This is a genomic window from Citrobacter amalonaticus, from assembly GCF_001559075.2.
Classification (GTDB): domain Bacteria; phylum Pseudomonadota; class Gammaproteobacteria; order Enterobacterales; family Enterobacteriaceae; genus Citrobacter_A; species Citrobacter_A amalonaticus_F.
This window is the reverse complement of sequence record NZ_CP014015.2, coordinates 1,635,099-1,653,232: the sequence shown is the minus strand read 5'-3', so window position 1 is coordinate 1,653,232 and position 18,134 is coordinate 1,635,099. Positions and strand designations below refer to the sequence as shown.

At 54.5% G+C, this 18,134-nt stretch carries 17 protein-coding genes; 9 read left to right on the top strand and 8 right to left on the bottom strand.

All coding sequences use genetic code 11. The features are described from left to right. Positions 1-56 precede the first annotated feature (56 nt). From rhaS (AL479_RS07905) to rhaB, 4 genes are all read right to left on the bottom strand, one after another. Positions 57-1,043: a rhamnose ABC transporter substrate-binding protein gene (rhaS, locus tag AL479_RS07905; RefSeq protein ID WP_042998894.1), complete on the bottom strand. Its 987-nt coding sequence runs from the start codon at positions 1,041-1,043 to the stop codon at positions 57-59. Between the two features lie 99 nt (positions 1,044-1,142). Further along, on the bottom strand, positions 1,143-1,970 hold the full coding sequence (rhaD, locus tag AL479_RS07900) for a rhamnulose-1-phosphate aldolase (RefSeq protein ID WP_061075688.1): 828 nt from the start codon (positions 1,968-1,970) through the stop codon (positions 1,143-1,145). Positions 1,971-2,080: 110 nt separating this feature from the next. After that, positions 2,081-3,340: an L-rhamnose isomerase gene (gene rhaA, locus AL479_RS07895; protein WP_061075687.1), complete on the bottom strand. Its 1,260-nt coding sequence runs from the start codon at positions 3,338-3,340 to the stop codon at positions 2,081-2,083. After that, complete coding sequence (gene rhaB, locus AL479_RS07890; RefSeq protein WP_061075686.1) at positions 3,337-4,806, bottom strand: rhamnulokinase; 1,470 nt, start codon at positions 4,804-4,806, stop codon at positions 3,337-3,339. The genes rhaA and rhaB overlap by 4 nt, the downstream gene beginning before the upstream one ends. A 300-nt stretch (positions 4,807-5,106) precedes the next feature. Here rhaB and rhaS (AL479_RS07885) point away from each other — a divergent pair, with 300 nt between their 5' ends. Beyond that, entirely contained in the window at positions 5,107-5,943 is an 837-nt protein-coding gene (rhaS, locus tag AL479_RS07885; protein WP_061075685.1) for an HTH-type transcriptional activator RhaS, read from the top strand. Positions 5,944-6,097: 154 nt separating this feature from the next. Further along, positions 6,098-6,946, top strand: coding sequence for an HTH-type transcriptional activator RhaR (gene rhaR / locus AL479_RS07880; RefSeq protein WP_061075684.1), 849 nt, complete (start codon positions 6,098-6,100; stop codon positions 6,944-6,946). Here the strand turns inward: rhaR and rhaT are convergent. Further along, on the bottom strand, positions 6,943-7,977 hold the full coding sequence (gene rhaT / locus AL479_RS07875) for an L-rhamnose/proton symporter RhaT (RefSeq protein WP_061075683.1): 1,035 nt from the start codon (positions 7,975-7,977) through the stop codon (positions 6,943-6,945). The genes rhaR and rhaT overlap by 4 nt on opposite strands. 286 nt (positions 7,978-8,263) lie before the next feature. Between rhaT and sodA the strand changes: the two genes are divergently transcribed. Beyond that, positions 8,264-8,884 carry a superoxide dismutase [Mn] gene (gene sodA, locus AL479_RS07870; RefSeq protein ID WP_044257452.1) on the top strand — a complete coding sequence of 207 codons (621 nt, stop codon included), beginning with the start codon at positions 8,264-8,266 and terminating at the stop codon, positions 8,882-8,884. Between the two features lie 193 nt (positions 8,885-9,077). Next, positions 9,078-10,061, top strand: coding sequence for a 2-keto-3-deoxygluconate transporter (gene kdgT / locus AL479_RS07865; RefSeq protein ID WP_061075682.1), 984 nt, complete (start codon positions 9,078-9,080; stop codon positions 10,059-10,061). An 85-nt stretch (positions 10,062-10,146) separates the two neighbouring features. Here kdgT and AL479_RS07860 read toward each other — a convergent pair whose 3' ends face one another. After that, complete coding sequence (locus AL479_RS07860; protein ID WP_061075681.1) at positions 10,147-11,037, bottom strand: dihydrodipicolinate synthase family protein; 891 nt, start codon at positions 11,035-11,037, stop codon at positions 10,147-10,149. Positions 11,038-11,190: 153 nt separating this feature from the next. On the opposite strand from AL479_RS07860, the gene yiiM reads away from it, so the two are divergent. Further along, complete coding sequence (gene yiiM / locus AL479_RS07855; protein ID WP_061075680.1) at positions 11,191-11,865, top strand: 6-hydroxyaminopurine reductase; 675 nt, start codon at positions 11,191-11,193, stop codon at positions 11,863-11,865. A 115-nt stretch (positions 11,866-11,980) separates the two neighbouring features. Here yiiM and cpxA read toward each other — a convergent pair whose 3' ends face one another. Together cpxA and cpxR are read right to left on the bottom strand one after the other, a co-directional pair. Next, positions 11,981-13,354 carry an envelope stress sensor histidine kinase CpxA gene (cpxA, locus tag AL479_RS07850; RefSeq protein ID WP_044328277.1) on the bottom strand — a complete coding sequence of 458 codons (1,374 nt, stop codon included), beginning with the start codon at positions 13,352-13,354 and terminating at the stop codon, positions 11,981-11,983. Continuing rightward, on the bottom strand, positions 13,351-14,049 hold the full coding sequence (gene cpxR, locus AL479_RS07845) for an envelope stress response regulator transcription factor CpxR (RefSeq protein WP_001033731.1): 699 nt from the start codon (positions 14,047-14,049) through the stop codon (positions 13,351-13,353). The genes cpxA and cpxR overlap by 4 nt, the downstream gene beginning before the upstream one ends. Before the next feature lie 150 nt (positions 14,050-14,199). On the opposite strand from cpxR, the gene cpxP reads away from it, so the two are divergent. The 4 genes from cpxP (at position 14,200) to sbp (ending at position 18,081) form a co-directional block, all read left to right on the top strand. Then, complete coding sequence (gene cpxP / locus AL479_RS07840; RefSeq protein WP_061077946.1) at positions 14,200-14,700, top strand: cell-envelope stress modulator CpxP; 501 nt, start codon at positions 14,200-14,202, stop codon at positions 14,698-14,700. A 148-nt stretch (positions 14,701-14,848) separates the two neighbouring features. Further along, positions 14,849-15,751 carry a CDF family cation-efflux transporter FieF gene (fieF, locus tag AL479_RS07835; RefSeq protein WP_061075679.1) on the top strand — a complete coding sequence of 301 codons (903 nt, stop codon included), beginning with the start codon at positions 14,849-14,851 and terminating at the stop codon, positions 15,749-15,751. A gap of 184 nt (positions 15,752-15,935) precedes the next feature. Beyond that, positions 15,936-16,898 carry a 6-phosphofructokinase gene (gene pfkA, locus AL479_RS07830; protein WP_061075678.1) on the top strand — a complete coding sequence of 321 codons (963 nt, stop codon included), beginning with the start codon at positions 15,936-15,938 and terminating at the stop codon, positions 16,896-16,898. Between the two features lie 193 nt (positions 16,899-17,091). Beyond that, complete coding sequence (gene sbp / locus AL479_RS07825; protein WP_061075677.1) at positions 17,092-18,081, top strand: sulfate/thiosulfate ABC transporter substrate-binding protein Sbp; 990 nt, start codon at positions 17,092-17,094, stop codon at positions 18,079-18,081. Positions 18,082-18,134 lie beyond the last annotated feature (53 nt).

The window sequence follows — 18,134 nt, the reverse complement described above, 5'->3', positions numbered from 1 at the left end:
TATCGGTACCCGCAGGCCGGATAAGCACAACGTCATCCGGCGGCGTGACCCTGGGATCAGAAGATTTTTGAGAACTTATCAATGTTGCTGGCATCGTAGACGAATGGCTTAGCCATCGCGCCATTGCCGTCGGCATCCAGTTGCACTTTACCCAGTTTCCCCATATTGGCTTCGGTTTTGCTGGCAGTGCCTTTGACCAGATCGTCCGCCAGATACGTCGCCGCATAGCCCAAATCGATAGGGTTCCAGATCGCAAAACTTTTTGACGCGCCTGACTTCACCGCGCCCGCCATTTCAGACGGCAGTCCGAGGCCGGTCACGTACACTTTGCCAATTTTGCCCTGATCCTTCACCGCCTGTGCCGCGGCGACAATACCGACGGAAGATGGGGAGACGATCACTTTCAGGTCCGGGTAAGATTTGAGCAGTCCTACCGCTTCGCGGTAGCTCTTGTCTGAGAGATCGTCGCCATAGGCCACGGTCACCAGGTTGATAGACGGATATTGCGGAAGCACCTTTTTCATCTCCGCAATCCAGATATTCTGGTTGGTTGACGTTGGCGTGGCGCTCAGGATCGCCACATCGCCTTTCTCCACGTTCAATGCCTTCAGCGCATCGGCGGCGAGTTTGACGTTGGTTTCGCCGATCAGGGCGTTATTTGACGGGTTAAGGTGGATTTGCCGTCCCGCAGGCGCGACGCCGGAATCCCATGACACCACTTTGATTCCGCGCTGCATCGCTTTCTTCAGGACGGGCACAACGGCATCGGGATCGTTGGCAGAGATGGCGATCGCATCGACGCCCTGGGCGATCAGCCCATTCAATACTTCGATCTGCGCTTCAGCGGTAGTTGTGGTGGGACCGGTGTAGATCACTTTGACATCACCGATCTCTTTAGCCGCTTCCTGGGCGCCGACGTTTGCCGCTTCGAAAAATCCATTACCTAACGATTTCGCCACCAGGGCGATTTTTACTTCAGCTAAAGCGGAACCGGACAACGCCAGAGCGGCAACGGTGAGGATCAAGCTTGTCTTTATATTCATTGCTTTTACTCCACATCATGTTGATTCCCATAGGGAATGGTTTGGATTTGCAGGTGACAGAGTTCGCCCCGTCTCAGTGAGCGGGGCGCGATGTTGTTATCAATACAGTTCTAATGCACTGGCGAGCGGGGTGACGCCAAAGCGTTTACCCAGCGCGATCAGTTCCTCGCGGCTGATGGTTTGCTTCATACCGCCCATCGACAGCACTTTGACTAACACTTCGGCGGACTTCTCGGCGGTATCGATCAGTCCAAACGCCTCATCCAGCGTCGGGCCGCTGCCGAATACGCCGTGGAACGGCCACAGCACCAGCGAATGTTTCTGCATTTCCTGCGCGGTGGCCTGGCCGATTTCATCGGTGCCCGGCACCATCCATGGCAGAATGCCCACGCCATCCGGGAAAACCACCAGACACTCGGTACTGCCTTCCCATAATTTGCGGGTAAAAAGCGCGGTGCTGTTTTCCAGCACATAGGTCAGGGCGATCAGGTTGGTGGCGTGGCAGTGCATGATCACGCGATCTTTACCTTGCGTGGTCTGGATGCGTTCACAGTGTGACAGGAAGTGTGCCGGCAACTCAGAGGTAGGCACCGCCTCGTTCGTCAGCCCCCATAGAATGTGGTAGCCCGCTCCGTCGCTGTCCACTTTCACGATGCCTAAATTGGCGGCGGGATCGAGCTGTACGTTGCGGAAGAATTTACCGGAGCCGGTCACGATAAACGGCGTGTTCGCCAACTGCGGCATTGGCTGGCTCAGGGCAATGTAGCGTGGCGTTGGATGGAAATCGGCGCTGAAAGGGGCAATATCCGCGTCATCGAGACGCAGCGTCAGGTTGCCGCCGTTGCGCTCGTCCCAGCCTTTCAGCCAGGCGTCGGAGGTGGCTTTAATCATCCCCTGGACAAACCAGGCGTCGAGAATATTTTGCATAAAAGATCTACCTGTCTTAGTCAATGCCCGATGTCGCTGCGCTTATCGGGCTTACGATGTTGAGTGTGTCAGTAGGCCGGATAAGCGCAGCGCCATCCGGCAATGATGTGTTAACCGCGTTTGCTCAAAATCTCTTTCTCATAGGCGCGCACGCTCTCCAGCCACTGACTGCCGGCGGGCGTGTCATGGCGCTGGCAATACATCTCCCATACCGCCTGCCACGGCAGACATTTCTGCTCTTCCAGCAGCGCCAGACGTGCGGTGTAATCGCCGCAGGCCTCCAGTTGGCGCAGATGTTCGGTTGGCTCCAGCAGGGCGCGCAGCAGCGCTTTTTTCATATTGCGGGTGCCGATGACCCATGCCGCGATGCGGTTGATGGAGGCGTCGAAGAAGTCGAGACCGATGTGGACGCGGTCGAACAGGTTGTGGCGTACGATCTCGCTGGCAATCGCCTGGGTTTCATCATCCAGCAGCACCACGTGGTCGCTGTCCCAACGCACCGGGCGGCTCACGTGCAGCAGCAGACGCGGCACATACAGCATGGCGGCGGAGATTTTGTCGGAGATCACTTCTGTCGGATGGAAGTGTCCCGCATCAAGGCACAGCGCGGTCTGGCGGCTGGTGGCATATCCCATGTAGAACTCGTTGGAACCGACGGTGTAGCTTTCTGCGCCGATGCCAAAGAGTTTGCTTTCAACGGCGTCGATATGGTGCGCCGGGTTCAGTTTTTCGCTGATGACTTCGTCAAGCGCGTCCATCAGACGCTGACGCGGAGCCAGGCGGTCCACGGTGACATCTTTCATGCCGTCCGGGATCCAGATATTCATCACTGACGGTGTGCCCAGTTGCTCGCCAAAGTATGCGGATACGCGGCGGCTGGCCTTGCAGTGGTCGATCCAGAACTGGCGGATAGTGTCGTCGGCATGCGCCAGCGTGAAGCCGTCAGCGCTCAGCGGATGCGAGAAGCAGGACGGGTTGAAATCCAGACCGAGTTGATGCGCTTTTGCCCACTCCACCCAGTTTTTAAAGTGTTCCGGTTTGATTTTGTCACGGGCGACCGGGGTATCGGACTCCAGATAGATGGCGTGCAGGTTCAGGCGTTTAGGGCCTGGGATCAGGCTGAGCGCCTGCTCCAGATCGGCGCGTAGCTCATGGGCATTACGCGCTTTACCCGGGTAGTTACCGGTGGCCTGAATACCGCCGGTGAGCGATCCTTCCGGGTTTTCGAAACCGGCTACATCATCGCCCTGCCAGCAGTGCATTGAGACCGGCAGACGATCGAGCTGGCGCAGTGCCTCCTCGACATCAATACCTACTGCGGCGAAGCGTTGTTTCGCCAGTTCCCAGGCTTGTTCCAGTTGAGTGGTCATGCGCAAAGCTCCTTTGTCTGTCGTTTTGAATGAAATTGCGTCACATAGCGGGCAATCTCACTGTCAGGATTGGGGGTAAACGTGGTCAGGTTGTAATTGGCGGTGACCACCTGGCGGAAGTCATCGACGTTGTTGAGTTCATCCAGCGTCATCAACTGGATACCGATGTTGCCGAGCGTAGACGCTTCAACAGGCCCCGCCATGACGCGAATACCGCAGGCATCGGCGCACAGTTGGTTCAGCAGGGCGTTCTGGCAGCCACCACCGACAATGTGCAGTTGGCTGAACGATTCGCCGCGCAGTGTCGCCAGTTCCTGCAGGACATCGGCGTACAGCAGTGCGAGGCTGTCGAAAATACAGCGCGCCAGTTCCGCGTCGCTATCAGGCACCGGCTGTCCGGACTCGCGACAGGCGGCCTGAATTTCAGCGCTCATGTTGGCGGGGTTGATAAAGCGATCGTCATTCGGGTTGATCAGAAAACGGCAGGCGGGCAATGCGTGCGTTGCGGCAATCAGCGCGGACAGGTCATCCACCTGACGCTCTTTCAGCACGCGCTGTAGCAGCCACAGACCCATGATATTTTTCAGTACCCGATAACGCCCTTCCGCGCCGCCTTCATTGGTGATGTTCGCAGCCAGCGCGGCGTCGTTGGTGTAAGGCGTTCTGCTTTCAAAGCCCATTAACGACCAGGTGCCGGATGAGAGATACGCGCTGTGTTTATCAGCCAGCGGCGAGGCGATCACCGCGCTGGCGGTGTCGTGACTGGCGACGGCCACTACGGGGATCTGATTCTTCTGCGGGCAAATCCAGTAACCAATCACGTTGCCCGGATGCGTCGGGTGACCAAACCAGGCGTTGTCCGCTCCCGTCCACGCCAGCAGCGTCTCATCCCAGTCATCACTGTTGATGTTTACCAGTTGCGTGGTGGTGGCGTTGGTGTATTCCCAGTTCAACTCCCCGGTCAGACGGAAGCTGAAGTAGTCGGGGATCAGCAGGGCATGTGCGACCTGTGAAACCCACTCCGGCTTTTGTTCAACCAGCGCACGCAGCTGGTAGAGCGTGTTGAACGGCAGAAACTGGATCCCGCTGCGTTGATAAATGGCGCATTTACCGAGCTGTTCCTGTGCGCGTTGCATCACGCCCGTGGTACGGCTGTCACGGTAGGAAACCGGCAGCCCGACGCGCTGGCCTTGTTTATCGATCAGGACATAGTCCACACCCCAGGTATCAATACCGATACTGTCAATGCGGATACCTTCATCGCAGACTTTTTCCAGCCCCAGGCGGATGGCGTCTTCGAGACTGTCGAGATCCCAGGTGTCGAAACCGTCCTGCTTTTGCAGACAGTTGACGAAGCGATGGATTTCACGCAGCGTCAGGGTGCGATGTTCACTGTCATAGCGCGCCAGCATTACGCGTCCGCTGGAGGCGCCAAGATCGACAGCGACACAATGGCGAAAAGTCATAGTGAGGTCCTTCTGAGTTTCATTAGGCCCAGTCTAGAAAACCTCGTCATGGCTCACCTTCTTGTTACTGACAGGCAAAATTGGCCGCTGGCAAGAAAGCAAAGGTGAACGTGATAACGTTCACAGTTTCCGGTAATAAGCGCGATTTCCCCTGATGTGACGCCGTCCGCATTTCCGGATCTTTCCCGTCTTTTCTTGAAAAATTGACCTTGTTTGCACAGTTTTATGTCAAAAATTTAAGGTGAGGTGGCTAACCCTTAATTACTATTTCTGACATGTTCATTTGACCTGGATGCCATCATGACCGTACTGCACTGCGTGGATTTTTTTCCATCAGGTAAAGCGCCTGTGGCCATTGAACCCCGGCTACCTCAGTCCGCTTTTCCAGAACATCATCATGATTTTCATGAGATTGTGATTGTGGAACATGGCACCGGTATTCATGTGTTCAATGGACAGCCCTATACCATCAGCGGCGGTACGGTCTGCTTTGTCCGCGACCATGACCGACACTTGTATGAGCATACGGACAATCTTTGTCTGACCAATGTGCTCTACCGTTCACCTGATGCGTTCCGCTTTCTGGCCGGGTTGGATCAGTTACTGCCGCAGGAACAGGATGGCGTGTATCCCTCCCACTGGCGGGTGAATCAGAGTGCGCTACAACAGGTGCGTCAGCTGGTGGCAAAAATGGAACAGGACGGCGATGAGAGCGATCTCCCCGGCGTGGCCAATCGCGAAATTCTGTTTATGCAACTGCTGGTGCTGTTACGCAAAAGTAGCCTGATGGAAGGGGCGGAAAATAACGATGCGCGCCTGAACCATTTGATGGCCTGGCTGGAAAATCATTTTGCGGAGGAGGTCTGCTGGGAGGCGTTGGCCGATCGCTTCTCGCTTTCTCTGCGCACGCTGCACCGCCAGTTGAAACAACAGACCGGGCTGACGCCGCAGCGCTATCTCAACCGTCTGCGCTTAATCAAAGCCCGCCATCTGTTGCGTCATAGCGATGAAAGCGTTACAGAAATCGCCTATCGCTGTGGTTTTGGCGACAGTAACCACTTTTCGACCCTGTTTCGCCGTGAATTTGACTGGTCGCCGCGTGACATCCGCCAGGGACGGGATGCGTTACTTCAGTAACGCGAATGCTATCAACGTTTTTCGCCGCCAGAATGTTAATAATCATCAATCTGTGATGCCGGATGGCGACGCGGTGGCGTCTTATCCGGCCTGGGTGTTGACGTAATTTGCGGGCCGGGTAAGGCGAAGCCGTTATCCGGCAAGGAATATTCAGGTGGTGAATCAACTGATTCTTCTAAAAGACGACTTCTTTGCGAATGCCGGACAGGCCGTCGCTGTCGCCGATCGCTATCCGCAGGACGTGTTTGCCGAACATACGCATGATTTTTGTGAGCTGGTGATCGTCTGGCGCGGCAATGGTCTGCATGTGCTCAACGACCGTCCCTATCGCATTACCCGTGGCGATCTGTTCTATATTCGCGCTGAAGACAAGCACTCCTACACCTCCGTTAACGACCTCGTGTTACAGAACATTATCTACTGCCCGGAGCGGCTAAAGCTGAATCTGGGCTGGGAGAACGCGATCCCGGGTTTTAACGGTACGCCGCGGCAACCGCACTGGCGACTGGGTAGTGTCGGTATGACGCAGGCGCGCCAGGTGATAAGCCAGCTTGAGCATGAAAGTAACCAGCATGATCCGATCGCCAACGACATGGCGGAGCTGCTCTTTGGCCAACTGGTGATGACGTTGAAGCGTCATCGCTATGCGACCGACACGCTGCCGGCGACCTCCAGCGAAACGCTGCTGGATAAACTGATTACCGCGCTGGCCGCCAGTCTGGAACGTCCTTTTGCGCTGGATGCCTTCTGCGATCGGGAAGCGTGCAGTGAACGCGTGCTGCGCCAGCAGTTTCGTAGCCAGACCGGAATGACAATTAACCAGTATCAGCGCCAGGTCCGTGTCTGTCATGCGCAATATTTGCTTCAGCACAGCCGTCTGATGATCGGTGAGATTTCGATGAAGTGTGGGTTTGAAGACAGTAATTACTTTTCTGTGGTGTTTACGCGGGAAACCGGGATGACGCCCAGTCAGTGGCGTCATCTCAGTAATTCAACGGATTAGCTTGCCATACCCAGACCGACAATGTTGGCGGCGATGATGATCACCACGCATCCCAGACTCAGGACGCTGACAGGACGACGTCCGGCGTTGTTCCACTCTTTCAGTACCAGACCGACGATACCGCCGCACAGCACGTAGAAACTCATGTGCAGCATCCAACTGATGTAGTCATATTGCGCCGGAATGCGCGCGTGGCCCCAGGCGTAGAAAAAGAACTGCAAATACCACATCAGGCCACCCAGCGCGGACAACAGCACGTTGGTGATGATAAGCGATTTTGCCAGTGAGAAGTCGGCTTTTACCGACAGGTTCTTCACTTTTGCCAGACGAATAAAACAGAAGCCCAGGTTGACCAGCGCGCCGCCGCCCATGATCACCACGTAGCTTGGCAGGGCGACATACAGCGGGTCGACACCCAGCGCCGCAGCGGCTTCATGCATCGGCTTCGCGGCGTTCATCGCAAACGACATGCCTGCGGAGAAAATGCCGCACATTACCGCCAGCAGCAGCCCTTTTTTCAGGTTGAAATCTTCGGCTTTGATGCCCATTTTGCGCTCTTTGAGCTGACCCGCGCGGGTGACGATCCCGACGCCAATCAGCGCAACCAGCACCCCGAGCAGCGTCATACGCCCGCCTTCGGTGTTAATCAACACATCAAAATTGCCGTTGATGATAGGAGTCATCAGCGTACCGACAATCAGCGTGATGCCAATGGCAATGCCAATCCCCATCGACATGCCGAGGTAGCGCATGGTCAGGCCGTAGTTAATATTGCCGATGCCCCACATTGCGCCGAACAGAAACACCGGAAGCAGAGTGGAGAGGCTGAACGAACGGTAGTAGGCCCAGAAGTCGGGCAGTAGCATGGCGCTGATGGTCCACGGAAGGATCAGCCAGGAGACAATCCCGCCGACCGACCACATGGTTTCCCATGACCACTGTTTCACTTGTTTGAACGGGGCATAGAAACAGGCTGCACTGGCCGCACCTATCAAATGCCAAAAAATACCCATCGTAATCGCGTTACTCATCACATCATCCTCATTGTTTTTATCGTCGTTTCTACCCTTCCGACGTCATGAGTTTAAAAATTGCGCAGATGTATAACCTTTTGCCGATTGCCGCGATTTTCCCTTTCTGGCAAAGACCCGGTTAAGTGGGTGATATGGCTCACATAATCAGCAAAAGACGTTAATGTAATAACCTTATTAAAAGTACGGCATTGATAATCATTTTCAATATCATTTAATTAACTATAATGAACCAACTGCTTACGCGGCGTTAACACCCGGCCGCTCGACAATAATGGAGATGATTATGAGTTATACACTGCCATCCCTGCCGTACGCTTATGATGCGCTGGAACCGCACTTCGATAAGCAGACGATGGAAATCCACCATACCAAACACCACCAGACCTATGTAAACAACGCCAATGCGGCGCTGGAAAGTCTGCCTGAATTCGCTAACCTGTCTGCTGAAGAGCTGATCGCTAAACTGGATCAGGTACCGGCCGACAAGAAAACCGTTCTGCGTAACAACGCAGGCGGTCACGCTAACCACAGCCTGTTCTGGAAAGGTCTGAAAAAGGGCACTACCCTGCAGGGCGATCTGAAAGCGGCTATCGAACGTGATTTCGGCTCTGTTGATAACTTCAAAGCGGAGTTTGAAAAAGCGGCCGCAACTCGTTTCGGTTCCGGCTGGGCCTGGCTGGTGCTGAAAGGCGACAAACTGGCGGTCGTTTCAACCGCAAACCAGGATTCCCCGCTGATGGGCGAAGCGATTTCTGGCGCGTCCGGCTTCCCGATTGTGGGCCTGGACGTCTGGGAACACGCTTACTACCTGAAATTCCAGAACCGTCGTCCGGACTACATTAAAGAGTTCTGGAACGTGGTGAACTGGGACGAAGCGGCTGCGCGTTTCGCTGCAAAAAAATAAGTCTTATTTAACAAGACATCGCGTTTATATAACCCCGTCGGCGTGGCCGGTGGGGTTTTTTTGTGATCAAAATCGAATCAAAAACAGTGATCCACAAAAATTGAAACATTGTTTTGTTATGTGGTGGGGATCACTTTTATTATTGTGCTGAATGTCTATCGTTGACACATCTTTACATCGGAAGGTGATGGAAATGCAGATTAAACGCACGATAGAAAAAATCCCTGGTGGCATGATGCTCGTCCCTCTGTTCCTGGGCGCGTTGTGTCACACGTTCTCTCCTGACGCGGGGAAATATTTTGGCTCATTCACCAACGGGATGATCACCGGCACGGTGCCTATTCTGGCCGTGTGGTTCTTCTGCATGGGGGCCTCCATCAAGCTGAGCGCGACGGGTACCGTCCTGCGTAAGTCCGGGACGCTGGTGGTGACTAAAATTGCCGTGGCGTGGGTGGTGGCGGCGATTGCCTCGCGGATTATTCCTGAACATGGCGTGGAGGCAGGATTCTTTGCCGGGCTGTCGACACTGGCGCTGGTTGCGGCAATGGACATGACCAACGGCGGGCTGTACGCGTCCATTATGCAACAGTACGGCACCAAAGAAGAGGCCGGGGCATTTGTTCTGATGTCGCTGGAATCTGGCCCGCTGATGACGATGATCATCCTCGGTACGGCCGGGATTGCGTCGTTTGAACCGCATGTGTTCGTCGGCGCAGTGCTGCCTTTCCTGGTGGGCTTCACGCTGGGTAACCTGGACCCGGAACTGCGCGAATTCTTCAGTAAAGCCGTCCAGACGCTGATCCCCTTCTTCGCCTTTGCGCTGGGTAATACCATCGATCTGAGCGTGATCGCACAGACCGGTCTGTTGGGTATTCTGCTGGGTGTGGCGGTGATTATCGTCACCGGTATCCCACTGATCATTGCCGATAAACTGATTGGCGGCGGTGACGGTACAGCAGGGATTGCCGCCTCCAGCTCAGCAGGGGCTGCAGTGGCGACACCGGTACTGATCGCAGAAATGGTGCCCGCGTTTAAACCGATGGCGCCGGCTGCAACTTCGCTGGTCGCTACCTCGGTGATTGTGACATCAATCCTGGTGCCGATTATCACCTCCATCTGGTCGAAGAAGGTCAAAGCAAAAGTGGCGACAGTCGAAATCCAGAATGCAGTGAAATAATACAATAAAGCCGGATAGCACTACGCTTATCCGGCTTGTTTTTGCGTCATAACAAGGCCTGGTGAATCTCACCAGGCCTTGTCTTTTAACGACCAAACACCTCATCAATCGTCCGGCAATCGTGTTCGTTTAACTCGCCGCCCGCATTGCGTGAAACCCCCGTGCAATAGCCAAACTTCCGCGATACCACCGTCTTGATGGTGGTGACGAAATCTTCGCCGATGGCATAAATCGACATGTACACGCCAATTTTCTGCTGAATGTCGCGAAGGGCCGCCAGGTCACCGGCCTTGAACGCTTCACGCGCACTGACAAACAGCTCCGGCATCACGTTGTTGAGTCCAGAGATAATCCCCGCGCCGCCAGCCAGCAGATTGGGAATAAAGTACTCGTCATAGCCTGAGAGGACAGCAAAGTCGTCACGCACGGCCTGAGTTGCCTCGATCATTCTGCGGGTATGCGACTGACAGTCAACGGTATCTTTGATCCCGGCAAAGTTCGGGAACTCGCTGGCAAGCTGGGCGACCAGATCCGGCGTTAAATCGCTGCCGGTGCGCGGCGGAAAGTTGTAGGCGAACCATTTACCACTAAGCTTTTGTCCCAACTGGCGGAAGTAGCTCAGCAGCTGCTTCGGCGTTTGACCGTAGTAATAGGGCGGCAGAACCATCACTGCATCGTAGCCCGTACGATAGGCTTCCTGCGCCATCCGCAAGACATCGTGGATGCAGGTGGAGGAGACGTTAGCCACCATCTTCAGCGAGCTCATGGCGCGCGCCTCGCGAATCAACAGCAGGCGTTCGTCGAGGGTGAAGGAAGCGAACTCCCCGATACTGCCCATCAGCAAAATTACGTCGATTTTTGCGTCAGTCAGGCGTTGAAGGTGTTGGCTCAGACCGTTGAGATCGATATTACCATCCTGATCCATTGGCGTAATGGAGGGGCACCAGACGCCAGCAAACTGCGTTTGACCTGTCACGTTGTTGACTCCTTATTATGAAATGGCGTTTCAAAATCACTTCCATTGATAGCATGGATATCTGCGCGTCGTGTGAACCTTGCTCTCATTTTGCGCGGTTGAGGTAAAATAATTGTGGTTAAATAGGGCAAATTTATCGGGGAGAGGGACCAGATGCGATATCCAGTAGACGTGTTCAGCGGCAAGATTCAGGACTACGCGGGAAGCCGCCCCAGTGCGATTGGCAAAATTCAGGTCGATGGCGAACTGATGCTGACGGAGCTGGGTCTGGAAGGCGATGAACAGGCAGAAACGAAAATCCACGGCGGGCCCGATCGTGCGCTGTGCCATTATCCGCGCGAGCATTACCTGTACTGGGCGCGTGAATTCCCGGAGCAAGCGGATCAATTCGTGGCCCCGGCGTTTGGCGAGAACCTCTCTACCGATGGCCTGACGGAACAAAATGTTTATATCGGCGATATTTTCCGTTGGGGCGAAGCGCTGATTCAGGTCACTCAGCCGCGTTCACCGTGCTTCAAGCTCAATTTCCACTTTGGTATCAGCGATATGGCGAGCCTGATGCAGAACTGCGGCAAAACGGGTTGGCTGTGCAGCGTGATTGCGCCTGGCATGGTGTCAGCCGATGCGCCACTGGAGTTGCTCTCCCGCGTTAGCGACGTCAGCGTGCAGGAGGCGATCGCCATAGCCTGGCATATGCCTTTTGATGATGAACAGTACCATCGTTTACTGTCAGCGGCGGGGCTGTCGAAGAGCTGGACGCGAACGATGCAAAAGCGTCGTTTAAGCGGCAAAATCGAAGATCAATCACGGCGTTTGTGGGGCAAATAAGCGCTGCTATCCGCAACGGAAAAAATGCCTGATGGCGTTACGCTTATCAGGCCTACCGTTCGTGGAGAGTTGTAGGCCGGATAAGGCGTTTACGCCGCTATCCGGCACAATACCGTTACGAACGCTTATACAGCGGCAACCAAATCACCAGCCGTAAACCGCCCAGCGGGCTGTCTTCGGCTTTCACCCAGCCGCGATGCTGCTGAATGGCGGTTTCTACAATCGCCAGACCCAGACCGGTGCCGCCGGATTCGCGATCGCGCGCTTCATCGGTACGATAGAACGGGCGGAAAATCTGCTCACGGTCCTCCGGACTGACGCCAGGACCATCATCATCCACCGTGATTGTAATCCCGTCTTTATCCACCGCGAAGCCGACTTCAATCTTCGTGTGTGAATAGCGCAGGGCGTTACGGACGATGTTTTCCAGCGCACTTTCCAGCGCGTTCGGGTTACCGTACAGCGGCCACGGTCCCGGCGGGAAATTCACCGTGAGCGATTTGCCCATCTGTTCGGCTTCAAAGGCGGCGTTATCCAGCACCTCGCCCCACAGATGATTGGCCTTCATCGTTTCGCTGACCAGAGCGTTTTTCTGCTGATTGCGCGACATGACCAGCAGATCGTTGATCATGCTGTCCAGACGCTGTGCTTCAGTCTCAATACGCTCCAGTTCCTTGCTCTCACCGCTGCGGCGACGCAACAGCGCGGTCCCCAGTTGCAGACGGGTGAGCGGGGTTCTCAGTTCGTGTGAGATATCAGACAACAGACGCTGTTGCGTGGTCATCATCCGTTCCAGCGCGGTCACCATCTGGTTAAAACTGGCGCCTGCGGCAAGAAATTCCTGCGGGCCGGCTTCCAGTTCAGGATGCTGACGCAGGTTACCCTGAGCCACCTCATCCGCCGCGTTTTTCAACTTACGCGCCGGTTTCGCCAGGCTCCATGCCAGCCATAACAGCAGCGGGGAACTGACTAACATCGTGACAATCAGCAACAACAGCGGGCGGTCAAACAGCAGGTTGATAAAATCGGATTGGGAACTGCTGGCCGGTCGAATCAGGTAAAGCTGGTAGTTATCTTCCCCGTCTCTGACGGAGAAGGGCCCCACCATTTCAACGCGACCGTACTTTTTCTTCTGCGGATGATCGGCGTTGTCCGCCTGACCAATAAAGTTACGAATGATCTGCATTTCGCTACGTTCTGCGCCGATCACGCGTCCTTCGGTGGTCACAAGCAATAACCGCTGTCCCGGCGGCGCCCACTTGTCAATCGCACGGAACAGGCGACGCCACCACATCAAATCATTAGGTGGATCGTTCGCGAGTTCAGCTTCTACGTGTTGCTCAATCATTAACCCCTGGCGCTGTTCGCTGTCCAGTAGCTCGGTCATCTGGCGTGAGTCGAGCTTGGGTAACATCAGTACCAACATCAACACCAGTGCCAGCGTCAACCAGAAGATGGCAAAGATGCGCGCGGTTAAGCTCCCTATCATGAAGCGGAAACCATCAGATAGCCGCGACCACGCAGGGTTTTAAACCACGGATGCCCGTCTTTCCGCTCCGGCAGTTTGCGCCGCAGGTTGGAGATATGCATGTCGATGGCACGGTCGAAAGGCGTCAGGCGTTTACCCAGCACTTCCTGGCTCAAATGTTCACGCGATACCACCTGGCCGAGATGCTGCGCCAGCAGATAGAGCAGGGTAAATTCGGTACCGGTTAACTCCAGCGTCTGGCCATCAAAGCTGGCTTCCTGGCGGCCCGGATTAAGGCTAAGGGCATCCACTTCCAGCGTCGGCGAGCCGTTATCGCTGCTCTGCTGCTGCTCGCTCCAGTGCGAACGACGCAGGATCGCGCGGATACGGGCGACCAGTTCACGATCGTTAAACGGTTTCGGTAAATAGTCATCCGCACCCAGCTCAAGGCCGAGTACGCGATCCAGTTCGCTGCCGCGGGCGGTCAGCATAATCACGGGGGTCTGGTGTGTCTGGCGAAGCGCTTTCAGCGTATCGATACCGTTTTTCTTCGGCATCATGACATCAAGCAAAAGTAAATCAATGCTGTCGTCCAGAAGCTCAAGCGCCTGCTCCCCGTCATGGGCAACCAGCACATTGAAGCCTTCCATTTCGAGCAGCTCCTTTAACAGGGAAGTCAGCTCTCGGTCATCATCAACTAACAGGATTTTATTCATTGTTTAAGTACCTCCGAGGCAGAAATTACGTCATCAGGCGTCGCTAATCCATGACTTTACGTTGTTTTACACCCCCTGACGCATGTTTGCAGCCCGAATCGTAAACTGTCTCTCGTTGAATCGCGACAGAAAAGATTTTGGGAGCAAATGATGCGCAAAGTTACCGCTGCCGTCATGGCCTCAACGCTGGCACTCAGTACGGTTAGCCATGCAGCTGAAGTCGTTACAGGCGATAACTGGCACCCGGGTGAATCCCCTGCACCGCGCACTGTACAAAGCCATATGTTTGACGGCATAAGTTTAACCGAACATCAGCGTCAACAGATGCGAGATCTGATGCAGCAGGCCCGACATGAACAGGCGCCTGTTAATGTTAGCGAAATGGAGACGATGCATCGTCTTATTACCGCAGAAAATTTTGATGAAACCGCGGTACGCGCTCAGGCAGAAAAGATGGCGCAGGCACAGGTTAGCAGACAGGTCGAAATGGCCAGAGTCCGCAACCAGATGTATCGCCTGCTTACCCCCGAGCAGCAAGCGGTTTTAAACGAGAAGCATCAACAAAGAATGGAGCAGTTGCGCGACGTGACGCAATGGCAAAAAAGTTCTTCGTTGAAGTTATTGAGTAGTAGCAACTCACGTTCCCAGTAGTAAACCCTGTTTTCCTTGCCATAGACACCATCCCTGTCTTCCCCCACATGATGTGGGGGTTTTTTTTGCCTGTAAATTGTCACTGTCATAATCACTGACTGTCTTACACCATCCGTTATACTACCGGCATAAGAGGGCAGGAGTGTTTATGAATCAATCCTATGGGCGGTTAGTCAGTCGGGCGGCCATTGCCGCGACAGTGATGGCGTCGCTGTTACTTTTGATCAAAATTTTTGCGTGGTGGTATACCGGATCGGTGAGTATTCTGGCGGCGCTGGTCGACTCGCTGGTAGATATCGCCGCGTCGCTCACTAACCTGTTAGTGGTGCGCTATTCGCTGCAGCCGGCGGATGATGAGCATACCTTTGGTCACGGCAAAGCGGAATCGCTGGCCGCGCTGGCGCAAAGCATGTTCATTTCCGGTTCGGCGCTGTTTTTGTTTTTAACCGGTATTCAGCATCTGATTTCACCTACGCCGATGAAGGATCCCGGCGTGGGGGTTGTGGTGACCATTATCGCCCTGATATGTACTGTGGTGCTGGTCTCGTTTCAGCGCTGGGTGGTGAAGCGGACGCAAAGCCAGGCAGTACGGGCAGATATGCTTCATTATCAGTCTGATGTTATGATGAACGGTGCGATTCTCGTGGCGCTCGGTCTGGCCTGGTACGGCTGGCATCGCGCGGACGCATTGTTTGCATTGGGGATTGGCATCTATATTTTATATAGTGCATTACGCATGGGCTATGATGCCGTCCAGTCGTTACTGGATCGCGCATTACCCGATGAAGAACGTCAGGAAATTTTTGACATCGTGACATCATGGCCGGGCGTCAGTGGTGCTCACGATCTCCGTACGCGGCAGTCAGGGCCGACCCGCTTTATTCAGATTCATTTGGAAATGGAAGATAATCTGCCGCTCGTTCAGGCGCATGTTGTGGCTGAACAGGTAGAGCAGGCGATTTTACGGCGTTTTCCGGGCTCCGATGTCATTATCCATCAGGACCCGTGTTCCGTCGTCCCCAGGGAAGGCAAAAGGTTTGAGCTTTCGTAAGTGAGCGTAAAAAAGAGAGCCAGGCTCGCATTTTGTGTATAAATTACCGCCATTTGGCCTGACCTGAATCAATTCAGCAGGAAGTGATTGTTATACTATTTGCATATTCGTTGGATCGTCTCGCTATGCAGGATCGACTTCCGGCAACAGACTTCATTTTGCATTCCAAAGTTCAGAGGTAGTCATGATTAAGAAAATCGGTGTGTTGACAAGCGGCGGTGATGCGCCGGGCATGAACGCAGCAATCCGTGGTGTGGTGCGTGCAGCACTGACGGAAGGACTGGAAGTCATGGGGGTTTATGATGGCTACCTGGGTCTGTACGAAGACCGCATGGTGCAACTTGACCGTTATAGCGTGTCCGACATGATTAACCGCGGTGGTACCTTCCTGGGTTCCGCTCGCTTCCCGGAGTTCCGTGACGAAAACGTCCGCGCCGTGGCTATCGAAAACCTGAAAAAACGTGGAATCGACGCGCTGGTGGTGATCGGCGGTGACGGTTCTTACCTGGGTGCGAAACGCCTGACTGAAATGGGCTTTCCGTGCATCGGTCTGCCTGGCACTATCGATAACGATATCAAAGGCACTGACTACACCATCGGTTACTTTACGGCGCTGGGCACCGTGGTTGAAGCGATTGACCGTCTGCGCGACACCTCGTCTTCTCACCAGCGTATCTCTATCGTTGAAGTGATGGGCCGTTACTGTGGCGACCTGACGCTGGCGGCGGCGATTGCCGGTGGCTGTGAGTTCGTTGTGGTACCGGAAGTGGAATTCAGCCGTGACGATCTGGTCGCTGAAATCAAAGCGGGCATCGCGAAGGGTAAGAAACACGCTATCGTGGCAATCACTGAGCACATGTGCGATGTCGACGAACTGGCGCATTACATTGAGAAAGAGACGGGCCGTGAAACCCGCTCGACCGTACTGGGTCACATCCAGCGCGGCGGTTCTCCAGTGCCTTATGACCGCATCCTGGCTTCCCGTATGGGTTCTTACGCCATTGAACTGCTGCTGGAAGGTCACGGTGGTCGTTGCGTCGGTATTCAGAACGAAAAACTGGTTCACCATGACATCATCGATGCTATCGAAAACATGAAGCGTCCGTTCAAAGGTGACTGGCTGGATTGCGCGAAGAAACTGTACTGATTCTTCTCTGTTCTACGCTTATCCGGCCTACAGATCGCAAAGACTTGTAGGCCGGATAAGGCGCCAGCTACCATCCGGCATAAGCCTTTCATATATTCCCCCAAGTTATAGCCAATCTTTTTTTATTCTTTAATGTTTGGATGCCTTTCTGGCACGCTTTGCTCATCACAACACAACATAAGAGAGTTGGGCGATGAACAAATGGGGCGTGGGGTTAACCTTGCTGCTGGCATCCAGCGGCGTTCTGGCAAAGGATATTCAATTACTGAACGTGTCTTACGATCCAACACGTGAGCTGTACGAGCAGTACAACAAAGCCTTTAGCGCGCACTGGAAGCAAGAAACGGGCGATAACGTGGTGATTCGTCAGTCGCACGGCGGGTCAGGCAAACAGGCGACTTCGGTGATTAACGGCATTGAGGCGGATGTGGTGACGCTGGCGCTGGCCTATGATGTTGATGCGATTGCCGAGCGCGGCCGTATTGATAAAAACTGGATCAAGCGCTTGCCGGACAACTCTGCGCCTTACACTTCCACCATTGTGTTCCTGGTTCGCAAAGGTAACCCGAAGCAAATTCATGACTGGAACGATCTGGTTAAGCCTGGCGTTTCGGTGATCACCCCGAACCCGAAAAGCTCCGGCGGAGCACGCTGGAACTATCTGGCTGCCTGGGGCTATGCACTGCACCACAACAACAACGATCAGGCGAAAGCGCAGGATTTTGTGAAGGCACTGTTTAAGAATGTCGAAGTGCTGGATTCTGGCGCGCGCGGTTCGACCAATACCTTCGTGGAACGTGGCATCGGCGATGTACTGATCGCCTGGGAGAACGAAGCGCTGCTGGCGACCAATGAGTTGGGCAAAGATAAATTTGAAATCGTGACACCGAGCGAATCCATTCTGGCTGAACCGACGGTTTCCGTCGTGGATAAAGTGACCGAGAAGAAAGGCACTCAGGCCGTGGCAGAAGCCTATCTGAAGTATCTCTACTCACCGGAAGGTCAGGAGATTGCGGCGAAAAACTACTACCGCCCACGTGATGTGGATGTGGCGAAGAAATACGAAAATGCGTTTCCGAAACTGAAGCTCTTCACCATTGATCAGGAGTTCGGCGGCTGGACGAAAGCGCAGAAAGAACACTTCTCGAATGGCGGAACGTTCGATCAGATCAGCAAGCGCTAAACGCGGAGCGCAGTAGAGGCCCGGGGCACTTGCCGCCGGGCTTTTTTATTTGT